The sequence below is a fragment of the Microbacterium aurum genome, assembly GCF_016907815.1.
In the GTDB taxonomy this organism is placed as follows: Bacteria; Actinomycetota; Actinomycetes; order Actinomycetales; family Microbacteriaceae; genus Microbacterium; species Microbacterium aurum.
Genome location: NZ_JAFBCQ010000001.1, coordinates 1,649,889 through 1,662,575 on the forward strand (window position 1 = coordinate 1,649,889; position 12,687 = coordinate 1,662,575).

Annotated in this window: 14 protein-coding genes; 6 read left to right on the forward strand and 8 right to left on the reverse strand. The window is 72.4% G+C overall.

Annotated elements, in window-relative coordinates:
- The first annotated feature begins 30 nt into the window (after positions 1-30).
- From hutH to hutI, 3 genes are read left to right on the forward strand one after another with little or no spacing between them, the layout of a single operon-like run.
- Complete coding sequence (gene hutH / locus JOD60_RS08290; protein WP_076690192.1) at positions 31-1,644, forward strand: histidine ammonia-lyase; 1,614 nt, start codon at positions 31-33, stop codon at positions 1,642-1,644.
- Positions 1,645-1,660: 16 nt separating this feature from the next.
- Positions 1,661-3,394 carry a urocanate hydratase gene (hutU, locus tag JOD60_RS08295; RefSeq protein ID WP_232321728.1) on the forward strand — a complete coding sequence of 578 codons (1,734 nt, stop codon included), beginning with the start codon at positions 1,661-1,663 and terminating at the stop codon, positions 3,392-3,394.
- A complete protein-coding gene (gene hutI, locus JOD60_RS08300; protein WP_076690193.1) occupies positions 3,391-4,713 on the forward strand; it encodes an imidazolonepropionase in 1,323 nt (440 codons plus the stop codon). Before hutU ends, hutI begins: the two co-directional genes overlap by 4 nt.
- Positions 4,714-4,730: 17 nt before the next feature.
- Here the strand turns inward: hutI and JOD60_RS08305 are convergent, their stop codons facing one another.
- From JOD60_RS08305 to JOD60_RS08325, 5 genes are read right to left on the reverse strand one after another with little or no spacing between them, the layout of a single operon-like run.
- Complete coding sequence (locus tag JOD60_RS08305; RefSeq protein WP_157127905.1) at positions 4,731-4,898, reverse strand: LPXTG cell wall anchor domain-containing protein; 168 nt, start codon at positions 4,896-4,898, stop codon at positions 4,731-4,733.
- Positions 4,895-5,383, reverse strand: a complete 489-nt coding sequence (locus tag JOD60_RS08310; RefSeq protein WP_076690194.1) for a SixA phosphatase family protein — start codon at positions 5,381-5,383, stop codon at positions 4,895-4,897. Before JOD60_RS08310 ends, JOD60_RS08305 begins: the two co-directional genes overlap by 4 nt.
- Positions 5,380-6,330 carry an arginase family protein gene (locus tag JOD60_RS08315; protein ID WP_076690195.1) on the reverse strand — a complete coding sequence of 317 codons (951 nt, stop codon included), beginning with the start codon at positions 6,328-6,330 and terminating at the stop codon, positions 5,380-5,382. The genes JOD60_RS08310 and JOD60_RS08315 overlap by 4 nt, the downstream gene beginning before the upstream one ends.
- On the reverse strand, positions 6,330-6,677 hold the full coding sequence (locus tag JOD60_RS08320) for a gamma-glutamylcyclotransferase family protein (RefSeq protein WP_076690196.1): 348 nt from the start codon (positions 6,675-6,677) through the stop codon (positions 6,330-6,332). Before JOD60_RS08320 ends, JOD60_RS08315 begins: the two co-directional genes overlap by 1 nt.
- A 52-nt stretch (positions 6,678-6,729) precedes the next feature.
- Positions 6,730-8,001 (reverse strand): DUF445 domain-containing protein, encoded by a 1,272-nt coding sequence (locus tag JOD60_RS08325; protein ID WP_076690197.1) that lies wholly within the window; start codon positions 7,999-8,001, stop codon positions 6,730-6,732.
- A 34-nt stretch (positions 8,002-8,035) separates the two neighbouring features.
- Here JOD60_RS08325 and JOD60_RS08330 point away from each other — a divergent pair, with 34 nt between their 5' ends.
- Positions 8,036-8,308: a metal-sensitive transcriptional regulator gene (locus JOD60_RS08330; protein WP_076690198.1), complete on the forward strand. Its 273-nt coding sequence runs from the start codon at positions 8,036-8,038 to the stop codon at positions 8,306-8,308.
- A gap of 13 nt (positions 8,309-8,321) precedes the next feature.
- Here JOD60_RS08330 and JOD60_RS08335 read toward each other — a convergent pair whose 3' ends face one another.
- Positions 8,322-9,482: an acyl-CoA dehydrogenase family protein gene (locus JOD60_RS08335; protein WP_076690199.1), complete on the reverse strand. Its 1,161-nt coding sequence runs from the start codon at positions 9,480-9,482 to the stop codon at positions 8,322-8,324.
- A 47-nt stretch (positions 9,483-9,529) separates the two neighbouring features.
- On the opposite strand from JOD60_RS08335, the gene JOD60_RS08340 reads away from it, so the two are divergent.
- Positions 9,530-9,934, forward strand: coding sequence for a pilus assembly protein CpaE (locus JOD60_RS08340; RefSeq protein ID WP_076690200.1), 405 nt, complete (start codon positions 9,530-9,532; stop codon positions 9,932-9,934).
- A gap of 49 nt (positions 9,935-9,983) precedes the next feature.
- On the opposite strand, the gene JOD60_RS08345 is transcribed toward JOD60_RS08340, so the two are convergent.
- Together JOD60_RS08345 and JOD60_RS08350 are read right to left on the reverse strand one after the other, a co-directional pair.
- Positions 9,984-10,739, reverse strand: a complete 756-nt coding sequence (locus tag JOD60_RS08345) for an alpha/beta fold hydrolase (protein ID WP_076690201.1) — start codon at positions 10,737-10,739, stop codon at positions 9,984-9,986.
- Positions 10,740-10,774: 35 nt separating this feature from the next.
- The gene (locus tag JOD60_RS08350; RefSeq protein ID WP_076690202.1) at positions 10,775-12,001 is read right to left on the reverse strand and encodes an MFS transporter; all 1,227 of its coding nucleotides are present in this window, start codon (positions 11,999-12,001) and stop codon (positions 10,775-10,777) included.
- Between the two features lie 405 nt (positions 12,002-12,406).
- Here JOD60_RS08350 and nrdH point away from each other — a divergent pair, with 405 nt between their 5' ends.
- On the forward strand, positions 12,407-12,640 hold the full coding sequence (nrdH, locus tag JOD60_RS08355; RefSeq protein ID WP_076690203.1) for a glutaredoxin-like protein NrdH: 234 nt from the start codon (positions 12,407-12,409) through the stop codon (positions 12,638-12,640).
- Positions 12,641-12,687 lie beyond the last annotated feature (47 nt).

The window sequence follows — 12,687 nt, forward strand, 5'->3', positions numbered from 1 at the left end:
ACGCGGCCGGCGGCGGAGTGGAATCGCAGCATGCGCCGCACTGCCGCCTCCGAGGTCTCCGCCCCTGTCGTCATCGGCGCGGAGCCGTTGACGGTCGCCGCCGTCGTGGGCGTCGCCCGTCACGGCGCGCCCGTGCAGGTCGCACCCGCCGCGCGGGAGCGCGTCGCGGCATCCCGCGCCCTCATCGAGCGCCTCGCCGACGACCCGGAGCCGCACTACGGCATCTCGACGGGCTTCGGGGCGCTCGCGACGACGTTCATCGCGCCGGAGCGCCGGCGGCAGCTGCAGGTCTCGCTCATCCGGTCGCACGCCGCCGGCACGGGCGCCGAGGTCGAGCGCGAGGTCGTCCGGGCGCTCATGCTGCTGCGGCTGCAGACGCTCGCATCGGGGCGCACCGGGGTCCGGCCGGTCGTCGTGGAGACCTACGCCGCGATGCTGAACGCGGGCATCACGCCGATCGTCCGCGAGTACGGGTCGCTGGGGTGCTCGGGCGACCTCGCGCCGCTCTCGCACGTCGCACTTGCTGCGATGGGCGAGGGCGAGGTGCGCACGGCGACGGGCGAGACGGTGGCGGCCGCGGACGCGCTGGCCGCCGCCGGCATCCGGCCCCTCGTGCTGGAGGAGAAGGAGGGGCTCGCCCTCATCAACGGCACCGACGGCATGCTGGGCATGCTCGCCCTCGCGCTCGCCGACCTCGAAGAGTTGCTCACCGTCGCCGACGTCACCGCGGCGATCTCGATCGAGAGTCAGCTCGGCACCGACGCCGTCTTCGCCGCCGACCTCATGGCGCTGCGGCCGCAGTCGGGGCAGGCCGCCTCGGCGGCGAACCTCCGCGCCTTCCTCGCCGGGTCGCCGATCGTCGCGAGCCACCGCGATCCCGCCGTGTGCACGCGGGTGCAGGATGCCTATTCCCTGCGGTGCTCGCCGCAGGTGCACGGTGCCGCCCGCGACACGCTCGCGCACGCGCGCACGATCGCGGAGCGGGAACTCGCGGCATCCGTCGACAACCCGGTCGTGACGCTCGACGGCCGCGTCGAGTCGAACGGCAACTTCCACGGCGCGCCGGTCGGGTACGTCCTGGACTTCCTCGCGATCGCCGTCGCCGACGTCGCCTCGATCGCCGAGCGCCGCACCGACCGGGCGCTGGATCGCACGCGCAGCAACGGCCTGCCGCCGTTCCTGGCCGACGAGGTCGGGGTCGACTCGGGCCTCATGATCGCGCAGTATGCCGCGGCGGGCATCGTCTCGGAGCTGAAGCGGCTCGCGGTGCCGGCGTCGGTCGATTCGATCCCGTCGTCGGCGATGCAGGAGGACCACGTCTCGATGGGCTGGGCCGCCGCGCGCAAGCTGCGGCGCGGCATCGACGGGCTCGCGCGCGTGCTCGCGATCGAGCTCGTGACCGGCTGCCGCGCCCTCGACCTGCGCGCGCCCCTGCAGCCCGGGCCCGTCACGGCGGCGGTGCGCGACCTCGTCCGCGCTGCGGGCGTTGCCGGCCCGGGTCCCGACCGGCACGTCTCGCCCGATCTGGAGCTGGCGACCGAACTGGTGCTGTCCGGTGCCGTGGCTGCCGCGGCGTCCGCAGCGGCGGCCACCTCGCCCGCTCGCGCGGACAGACCCGCAGAAACTCCACAAGAATCCGCCTGAACCCGAGGACAAGCCCATGAACGCGCCAGATCCCACTCAGATCCGTGGAGTTTCTGAGGACGCCACCCCGCGCCCCGCCGTCCGCGCGCCGCGCGGCGCCGCGCGCACCGCGAAGAGCTGGGGTGCGGAGGCCGCGAAGCGGATGCTCATGAACAACCTCGACCCCGAGGTTGCCGAGCACCCCGAGGATCTCGTCGTCTACGGCGGCACGGGCCGTGCGGCGCGTTCGTGGGAGGCGTACGACGCAATCGTCCGCACCCTCGACGAGCTCGAGCCCGACGAGACGCTGCTCGTGCAGTCCGGCAAACCCGTCGGGGTGTTCCGCACCCACGAGTGGGCGCCGCGGGTGCTGATCGCGAACTCGAACCTCGTCGGCGACTGGGCGACCTGGCCGGAGTTCCGGCGGCTCGAGCACCTCGGGCTCACGATGTACGGCCAGATGACGGCCGGCTCGTGGATCTACATCGGCACGCAGGGCATTCTGCAGGGGACGTACGAGACGTTCGCCGCGGTCGCCCGGTCGCTGCGCGAGCGTCGCGGCGGCCGCGACGACCTCGCCGGCACTCTCACCCTCACCGCCGGGGCCGGCGGCATGGGTGGCGCGCAGCCGCTCGCGGTCACGATGAACGGGGGAGCGGTGCTCCTCGTCGACGTCGACGCGTCGCGGCTGCGCCGCCGGGTCGAGCACGGCTACCTCGATGAGGTCGCCCCCGATCTCGATGCCGCCGTCGCTCGCGCGTCGGCCGCGCGCGAGGCCGGCGAGGCGATGTCGGTCGGCGTCGTGGGCAACGCGGCCCAGGTCTTCCCCGAGCTCCTGCGCCGCCACACCGCGGGCGCGGTGCACATCGACATCGTGACCGACCAGACGAGCGCCCACGACCCGCTCGCCTACCTGCCGATCGGCGTCAGCGTGAACGAGTGGAAGGATGCCGCGGCATCCGACCCCGAGGCGTTCACCGCGCGGGCGCGCGCGTCGATGGCGGCGCACGTGGCGGCGATGGTCGGGTTCCAGGATGCCGGGGCCGCCGTCTTCGACTACGGCAACTCGATCCGGCGCGAGGCCGAGCTCGGCGGGTGCGCGCGGGCGTTCGCGTTCCCGGGGTTCGTCCCGGCGTACATCCGCCCGCTGTTCGCCGAGGGCCGCGGCCCGTTCCGCTGGGTCGCGCTGTCGGGCGATCCGGAGGACATCGCCAAGACCGACCGCGCCGTCGCGGAGCTGTTCCCCGAGGATGCCGCGCTCCGCCGCTGGCTCGACAAGGCGGGCGAGAAGGTGCACTTCGAGGGCCTCCCCGCGCGCATCTGCTGGTTGGGCTACCAAGAGCGCCACCTCGCGGGGCTGCGTTTCAACGAGATGGTGGCGTCTGGCGAGCTCGCCGGGCCCATCGTGATCGGCCGCGATCACCTCGACGCCGGCTCGGTCGCGAGCCCCTACCGGGAGACGGAGGCGATGGCCGACGGCTCGGACGCCATCGCCGACTGGCCGCTGTTGAACGCGCTGCTGAACACGGCATCGGGTGCGACGTGGGTGTCGATCCACCACGGCGGCGGCGTCGGCATCGGGCGCTCGATCCACGCCGGCCAGGTCACGGTCGCCGACGGCACGGCGCTCGCCGCGGAGAAGCTCGAACGGGTCCTGACGAACGACCCCGGGACCGGCGTCATGCGGCACGTCGACGCCGGCTACGAGCGGGCGCGCGAGGTCGCGCGCGAGCGCGGGCTGACCGTTCCGATGATGGATGCCGGCGCATGAGCGCCGACATCCTGTTCACGAATATCGGCGAGCTCACCACCAACGCCCCGGGACTGGGCGATGACCCCGACGACCGGACCGGTCTGATGCGCGACGCCGCGCTCCTCGTCGTCGACGGCCGCGTCGCCTGGGTCGGCCCCGCCGCCGACGCGCCCGCCCCGGCGGCGGCTCAGGCCCCGAACCGCGAGAGAACAACGAAGCGCCGAGAAAACGGGTATGCCCCACGCTCTCGGCGTGCAGATGTTCTCTCGCGGAGCCGCGGGGTGGCGGATGCCGGCGACCGCGACGGTGAGGGGGCGGATGCCGCGGTGGTGGATGCCGGTGGGCGAGCGGTCATCCCGGGGTTCGTCGACAGTCACACGCACCTGGTGTTCGCCGGCGACCGCGCCGACGAGTTCGAGGCGCGCATGCGCGGTGAGGCGTATGCCGCAGGAGGCATTCGTCGCACGGTGGCGGCGACGCGCGCGGCGACGGATGCCGAGTTGCGCGCTCGTCTGGCGCGGTTCGTCGCCGAGCTGCACGCTCAGGGCACGACCACGTTCGAGGTCAAGACCGGCTATGACCTCACGGTGGCCGGTGAGGCCCGGCTGGCGCGTCTCGCGCGGGAGGTCACCGACGAGGTCACCTTCCTCGGGGCCCACGTCGTTCCCGCCGAGTTCGCCGACGACCGCGCCGCTTACATCGACCTGGTGTGCGGCCCCATGCTCGAGGCGGTCCGGCCACACGCCCGGTGGATCGATGTCTTCTGCGAGACGGGCGCGTTCACCGCGGAGGAGTCCGAGCGGGTCCTGCGGGCGGGTCTGGCCGCCGGGCTCGGCGTCCGCGTCCACGGCAACCAGCTGGGGGCGGGCGAGGGGGTACGGATCGCGGTCGAGCGCGGGGCGGCATCCGTTGACCACTGCACGTACCCGACCGACGATGACGTCGCGGCGCTCGCGGCGTCCGACACCGTCGCGACGCTGCTGCCGGGGGTCGAGTTCTCCACGCGGCATCCGTACCCCGACGCGCGGCGCCTCATCGACGCCGGGGTCACGGTCGCGATCGCGAGCGACGCCAATCCGGGCACGAGCTTCACGACATCGATGCCGCTCATGATCGCGCTCGCCGTGCGGGAGATGAGGATGACGGTCGCGGAGGCGGTGTGGTCCGCGACGGCCGGGGGTGCCCGGGCGCTGCGGAGGGCCGACGTCGGGCACCTCGGCGTCGGGGCGCGCGCGCATGTCGTGCTCCTCGATGCGCCGACGCGCACGCACCTCGCCTACCGGCCCGGCGTGCCGCTCGTCAGAGCGGTCTACCGCGACGGAGCCCCGCTCGGGTGAGATCGTCGCCGGCCGCGTCAGCGATGCGGGCGGCGACGGCGCAGCACGAGCACGACCGCGAGGGCGACGACCGCGAGGACGGCGAGCCCGACACCGACCGGAACCGTGAGGTCGATCGAGCCGGTGTCGTTGCAGGGATCCTGCGCGACGACGCACGACGCCCAGACGAGGGTCGCGGCGGTCATCGCGCGTGCCCCGGGGCGTCGAAGCTCCAGCTGTCGGGATCGGTCGCCGTCGCGACATCCCAGTCGGGAGTCTCCCACTGGAAGGTCGCGACGGCGCAGGTCGGCATGTGCCCGATCGCGCCGCCCGACAGGTGCTCGGCGAGCACCGTCATGCCGGGATCGTGCGCCACGATGACGACGCCGTCCGCCCCGGCCCGACCGCGCGCGCCCGCCGCGGAGAGGAGCTTCGCCGCCGGGGCGCCGTACAGGTCCGGGTCGAGTTCGGGCTCGAGGCCCAGTGTGGCGCCGAAGAATCCGGCGGTGGTGCGGGCGCGCAGCGCGGTGGACGACAGCAGCGCATCCAGGCGCAGTCCGGTCGCCGCCAGACGCCGCGCCGCGGCGGGAGCATCGCGCAGGCCGCGACTGTTCAGCGGCCGGTCGTGGTCGTCGAGCCCGGGGTCTCCCCAGTCGCTCTTGGCGTGACGGACGAGGACGAGCGTGGTCATGACGGATCCCTTCGGGCGGCCAGTCCCGCCAGCAGCTCCAGCACGCACAGCGCCGCGAGGCGCACGGTGCGCTGATCGGGGGTGTCGGCGGTCGCGTCGACCTCGACGATGTCGGCGCTGCGCACCCGCGCGTCGCTCGACAGCGCCCGCACCAGCGTGCGCAGTTCGCTCGCCTGCAGGCCCCCGGGAACCGAGGCGGGGCAGGCCGGGGCGACCGAACGATCGCAGACGTCGACGTCGACGTCCAGGTGGATGCCGCGGCCCGCGCCGCCGGCGTGGCCAGCGGTCGCTCCCGACCCGCCCGAGCCGCCGCCCGCACCCGCGACCTCGAGTGCCTCCGCGACGACGTCAGCGGCACCGCGACGGCGCAGCTCGTCGAGCGTGATGACGCGGATGCCGAGGTCGGCGGCGCGGCGCGCGTACGCGGCGGAGTTCGCGAAGTCCGCGATCCCGATCTGCACGACGCGATGCGGGTCGAGTCCGCCCGCGATGAGGCGCCGCACCGGCGAGCCGTTGGAGACCCCTTCGCGCAGATCGAAGTGGGCGTCCAGGGTGATGAGGCCCACGGCATCCGCCCCCTGGGCCACGGCGCAGGTGACGGAGTTGTCGCCGCCCAGGGCGATGACGAGGTCGCTGCGCCCGGTGAGATCCGCGACCCGCGCGCGTACCGCCGCCTCGCCGGCGGGACCGTCGGGGTCGGCGACGTCGCCGGCATCCGCGATGCGCAGCACCTCGTTAAGGTCATGGGGCTCACCGGGCCCGATGACGGTCGGGCTGTAGCGCGTCAGGGCCTCGCGGATCGCGGCCGGCGTGGCGTGGGCGCCCGTCGGGGACAGCGACGTGCGGAAGGCGGGGATGCCGAGGATCACCGCGTCCCACGCGGGCGCCGAATCCGCGTCGGGCCAGCCGCCGGCGCGGGGCCACAGGTCGTCGTGCGAGAGCGCCATCAGCCGACGTACACCCAGGCGTCGCGGCCGCTCGCGAGCCGCACCGGGACCCGCCGGTACAGGGCGACCTCGTACTCGTCCGCGGCGTCGAGTTCGTCGGCGGTGAGGAGCAGCACCCTGCCGACGACCTTGTCGACGGCGCTGCCGGTCGCCCGCAGCACCGGATGCACCGACAGACCGGAGAGATCGACGACACGGGTGTCATCGATCTCGACGTAGTCGATCGTGTACCCGGGGAGGGCGTCGGGTTCGCCCGCGACCAGCCGCCCGAACGTGTCGAGCTGCACCTCGGCATCCTGCAGCGTGCCGTAGGTGAACAGGAGCTGATCGCGAGGGAGATCGGTCACCTCGCCAGGCTACCGCCGGCGGCATCCCGCGACCAGGAGATCGGGGCGGCGGCTACCCCAGCACGGCGTGGGCGATCGCGAAGATCGCAAGGCCGGCCAGGGCGCCGACGATCGTGCCGTTGAGGCGGATGTACTGCAGGTCGCGGCCGACCATGAGCTCGATCTTCTCGGTCGTCTCGGCCGGGTCCCACTTCTCGACGGTATCGGTGATGATCGAGGCGATGTCGTGCCGGTACCGGTCGACGAGGAAGACCGCGGCATCCGCCACGCGCGTGTCGACGCGCTGCTGCAACGCGGCATCCGTCGCGAGGCGCTCGCCGATCTCGCCGAGCGCGGCGACGATGCGCCGCCGTAGTCCGCTCGCCGGGTCGCCGAGCGCGGTGAGCAGGCCCGCCTTCGCGGTGTTCCACGCCTCGGCGGCGAGCTCGCGCACGCGCGCGCTGTCGAACACCGAGCTCTTCGCGTCCTCCAGACGCCCGATGGTCGTGGGGTCGTGCTGGAGGTTGTCGGCGAGGCGCTCCAGGTAGCGGTCGATGGCGCGGCGCGCGGGGTGGTCGGGGTCGGCCTGGACGGCCGCGGCGAACTTGACGGCCTCGTGGTAGACGGTGTCGTCGACCAGGCGCATCGCGACCGACGGCACCCACGAGGGGAGGCGCCGCGAGACGAGGCCGCTGAAGGAATCGCGGTTGGCGTTCAGCCACGTGACGATGCTGTCGACGCCGAGATCGACCGCGCCGCGGTGCGCGTCGGCGGCGACCACCCGCGACAGCCACGCGCCGAGCGTCGGGGCCCACTCCGGGTCGAGCAGGTGCTCGCGGGCGAGGTCGCTGATGAGGTCCTGCACCTCGTCGTCGCTGAGGGCGCGCAGGATGCCGGCGGCGACCGTCGACGCCTCGGCGCCGACCGTCTCGGCGTGCGCCGGGTCGCGCAGCCACGCGCCGGCCGTCGCGGCGATGGGAGTCGATTCCAGCTTGGCGCGCACGACGCGGCCCTCGAGGAAGTTGGTCTCGACGAACTCTCCGAGGCTCCGGCCGATCTCGTCCTTGCGGCGCGGAATGATCGCGGTGTGTGGGATCGGGATGCCGAGCGGGTGACGGAACAGGGCGGTCACCGCGAACCAGTCGGCGAGGGCGCCCACCATGCCGCCCTCGGCGGCGGCCCGGACGTAGGCGAGCCACGGATGCTGCTCCTGCAGGACGAATGCGATGACGAACACGATCGCCATGACGACGAGGGCGCCGAGCGCGACGCCCTTCATGACCTGCAGCGACCGTCGGCGCTCCCGATCGGCGGGGCTCAGCAGTTCGGTCGGGGTGCGCGCCATCTGGGTAGTCTCGCACGCGGCGTATCCTGACGGCGTGATCGAAGACATCCGCAAGCGCGCGCTGCACCGCACCAGCATTCTCGAGGGCCAGGTTCGGGGGCTCGCACGGATGATCGAGAACGAGGACTACTGCATGGACATCATCGCCCAATCCCGGGCGATCCAGAAGGCGCTCGCGTCACTGGACAAGCTGCTCATCGAGAACCACCTGCGCACCCATGTGGCCCACATGTTCGCCGAAGGCGGGGAGCACCGGGAGCAGGCCGTCGCCGAACTCCTCAAGGCCTACGACCTCGAGACTCGCTGACCGCGGCATCCGTTCAGGTGGCCACCGGCCCGAGCCACGCGGCGGCGACCGTCGAATGGGCCGACTCCGGGTCGGAAGGGTGGAACATACCGGCGAGCACGTCGCGGTACAGGCGGCTGAGCTCGCTGCGGGTGAAATACGACGATCCACCGGCGACGAGCATGGCCTCGTCGACGATCTGCTTCGCCACGACGACGGCGCGATGTTTCAGTCCGCTGAGCTTGGCGAACCACAGCGCGCCGTGATCGGCCTGCGCGTCGACGTCGGCGCTGAGCGCGGCGAGCTGCGGCAGCATCCCGTCGTAGGCCAGCGCCATCTCCGCGATGCGCCAGCGGATGTCGGGATCGTCGCTGTACGCGAGTCCGGTCTTCTTCGACCTGCGGCTCTTCGCGGTGTCGACGGCGAGATCGAGCGCGCGGCGGGCGACGCCGGTGTAGACGGATGCCAGGAGCACCTCGAACACGCTGAAGATCCCGAACACGATGGGGTCGGGGTTCGGGCCGGGGTCGACGATCCGCACGACCCGATCCGCGGGGGCGACGGCGCCGTGCAGTTCCGTGGTCCGCGACTGCGTACCGCGCATGCCGAGGGTGTCCCAATCGTCGCGGGTGACGACGGCGTCGTCGCGGTCGACGAACGCGTACACCAGCTTCGGATGGTCGGGATCTGTCGTGTCGAGCCCGTGCAGCCCCAACCGGGTCCACACCGGGCCGAGCGAGGTGAAGATCTTCGTCCCGGTGAACGCATAACCGCCGTCGCCGGTGGGCACGGCGGCGGTGTCGCTGCCGAACAGGACGAGGTCGTTGCCGGCCTCGCTGATCCCGAACGCGTAGACCTCTCCCGCCACGGCGCCCTCCTGCACGAACCGCAGCGTGTCGATGCCGCGGTCGGCGAGCACCTTCGCCACACCCGTCCACACCAGGTGCATGTTGACCGCGAGGGCGGTCGCGGGCGCCGCCGCGGCCAGGCGCTGCTGCAGCAGCGACGCCTCGGCGAGGCCCCATCCCGCGCCGCCGAGCGAGGTCGGAACCAGGATGCCGAGGTATCCGGCATCCGTCAGGTCGGCGAGATCGTCCTCGGGGAAGACGTTGTCACGGTCGACCTGGGCGGCACGGGAGCGGAACCGCTCCAGCAGCTCGTCGGGGAGGATGGCGGCGGGATCGAAGGCGGTCACTCCTCCATCCTGCCCCCGGGGCGGTGCGGGCGGGGCAGGATGAGGAGATGATCTCCACCGATCTGGCCCTGTCGCTGCGCCATGCCGGGCTCGTCTGGCACCCGGCATCCGGCGACCGTTTCCAACTCGACGAGCCGGAGTTCGAGGCCGACGTCTTCACTGTCAGCGAGATGACCATCGAGCCGCGCACCTATCCGACGGGGACGATCCTCGCCTTCAACGGCACGACGGAGTGGGCGCTGGATTCGGTCGCCCTCGAGGACGCGCTGTGGCTGCCGCGCGAGGACCAGCTGCGCGAGCTCCTTCGCGGCGCGTTCCGCAGGCTGGAGCGGCTGGCGGACACGCACCGCGTCGACATCGAGTTCGCGGGGGAGCGGCAGAGTTTCGAGCATCCGCAGCCCGAGGACGCCTACGGACTCGCGCTGCTCGCGGTGCTGCGGCGCATCGCCTGACCCGGCGGGCGGCCGCGACGGCGCGACGCGTCGCAGCGCACGGCGAGGCTCACGTCAGCGCGTCGAGCAGCTGACGCATGGTCTCCTCGGGCTTGTCGCGATGCGGCGAGTGGCCCGCGCCGGCGACCACCGACATCGTCACGACGGGGTTCGCGAGCACCTCCTGGGCCAGGGATCCCTTGAAGATGGAGTACACCTTCGGGTCGCTCGCGATGACATGGGTGGGCACGGTGAGCCGCGCGGCGGCCTCACGCACGTCCCACGGGGTGTTCTGCGCGCTGGTCTGCTCGACCGCCCACCGGCTGGCCTGCTGCGCCGACAGCGCCTTCAACTCGATGTCGTGCGGGTGCCAGTGCGGGTGCTCGGCGCGCACGGCGTCGACCGATGTGTCGGCGAAGGCGCGCTCCTGGCTGTTTCGCACGACCTGCCGGTCGTGGTCGGCGAGATGGATGCCGGGGTCGATGAGCACGAGGCGGCGCGTCCACGCCGGGGCGTTCGCGCTCGCGACCGTCGCCGCGGCGCCGCCCAGCGAATGCCCGATCACGAGGTCCCACGGTTCGCCGTCGGTAGCCCCGGTGTGGACGACGTCGGCGGCGTACGCGGCGATGGAGTAGTCCAGGGCGCGGGGCGCTACGCCGTGGCCGCGCAGGTCGACCGCGGTCGCGTGCCACCCGGCATCCGCCAGCGTCACGCCGTACCGCCACATGAGGGCGCCGTTGGAGCCGAGCCCGTGGATCAGGAGGGCGTGCTTCGCGGCGTGCGGCGCGCCCCACGCGAGGGTGGGAAGGGTCACGGGCGTCGGCATGGATTCAGCCTAGACGCGCCGCTGAGGTGGGCGTCTCAGGTGATGACGGGCACCGGTTCGGTGTCGGGGATGGGGCTGGCATCGCGGCCGCGCAGGTCGGGGAAGCCGCGGACGAACACGACGGCGACGAGGGCGCCGACGATCGCGAAGCCGGCCGCCGCCGCGTAGGCGCCGGCGTGACCGACGCCGTCGATGAGGAATCCGGCGATCGCCGAGCCGAGCGCCGCGCCGATGAGCTGGCCGGTGCCGATCCAGCCGTATGCCTCGGCCGTTTCGCTGAACTTGACGGATGCCGAGGTCATCGCGAACATCACGGCGAGCGCCGGTGCGATGCCCACGCCGGCCACGACGAGGCACGCGCTGACCCACCACGGCGTCGCGGCGGAGGTGACGTCGCCGACGACGAAGATCGCGGCGACGAGGCCGACCGCGACGATCGCCATGCGGCGCGCCATCGCCCACGGGCCGATCGGGATATGGCCGAACGCGAGGCCGCCCGCGAGGCTGCCGACCGAGAACACGGCCAGCACGAGGCCCGCCTCGAGTCCGCCGTGCCCGAACGTGGCGACGACGGCGGCCTCGACGGCCGCGCACGCGCCGATGAGCAGGAAGCCGATGACGGTCGCGAGCAGAACGACGGGCTTGCCGAGCACCTTGCCGAACGCGCGACGGCTGCGCGGGATGCGGACGCGGCCCACCTCCGGCGAGAGAATGAACCACGCGCCGCCGGCAACGAGGAACACGACGATGAGCAGCAGGCCGGGCACCGTTCCGGCCTGCGTGGCCACGAGCGTGATGACGACGGGCGCGAGGATCCAGATGATCTCCTGCAGGCTCGCGTCGAGGGAGAACAGCGGCGTGAGCTGGCGGGCGTTGACGAGCTTGGGGTAGATCGTGCGGACCGCCGACTGCACGGGCGGCGTCGACAGGCCCGCCACGAGACCGAAGGCCATGTACCCGGCGATCCCCATCGGAATGAGCGCGAGCGCCAGCAGCGCGACGGCGCAGACCGCCGTCGTCAGCGTCAGCACGCGGCGCATTCCCCAGATGCCCATCCACCGGCTCGTCACCGGCCCCGAGGTCGCCTGACCGACGGATGCCGCGGCCAGCACGAGTCCCGCGGCGCCGTAGGAGCCCGTCATCTGCTCGACGTGCAGCAGGATCGCGAGGCTCGTCATGCCGTTCGGGAAGCGCGCCGTCAGCTGCGCCGCGATGATGCGCGCCACGCCCGGCGCGCGCAGCAATTCCCGGTATCCCGCCACCCCTCCACGGTACCGCTCGGCTCCCGGCATCCGGTCACGCGGACTCCGACGCAGGGGAGGCTGTCGCGCGTGCTGCGCGACACGCCGACGACACGCCGAAGGGGAGTTTCCACACCCGAATCCGTGTCGGAGGCCCGGCGTATCGTCCGAGGCTGTGGATGGATCACGACCGGCCCGGTGAAATGCCCGCGATTCAGGCATTTTTCAGGTTCGCAGGATCGCCGCGATCTGTGGATGAAACGGTGGACAAGCTGTGTTGTACATGGGGAGAGCGGTGCAAAACTACACGGATGTAACTACTAGCCCTTGTGGTGCCCCCCATTGTCCGTACCCATATGTAGTATTGGACTCCCGGCGGGGCACTGCCGGAGAACTGGGCAGGACCGAGGGGAGACAAGGATCGACATGGCGATCACGGTTTACACGAAGCCGTCGTGCGTGCAGTGCAACGCGACGTACCGGGCACTGGACTCGAAGGGCATCGAATACGAGGTCCTCGACCTGTCCGAAGACCCGGCAGCGCTCGAGCGCGTGAAGTCGCTGGGCTACTTGCAGGCGCCGGTCGTCGTCACCGACGAAGACCACTGGTCGGGCTTCCGTCCCGACAAGATCGACGAGCTCGCCTCGCGTCTGGCGTGACCGCTTCCGGTCGCCCTGCGAGCGCCGCGAGACGAAACGCCGCAAGC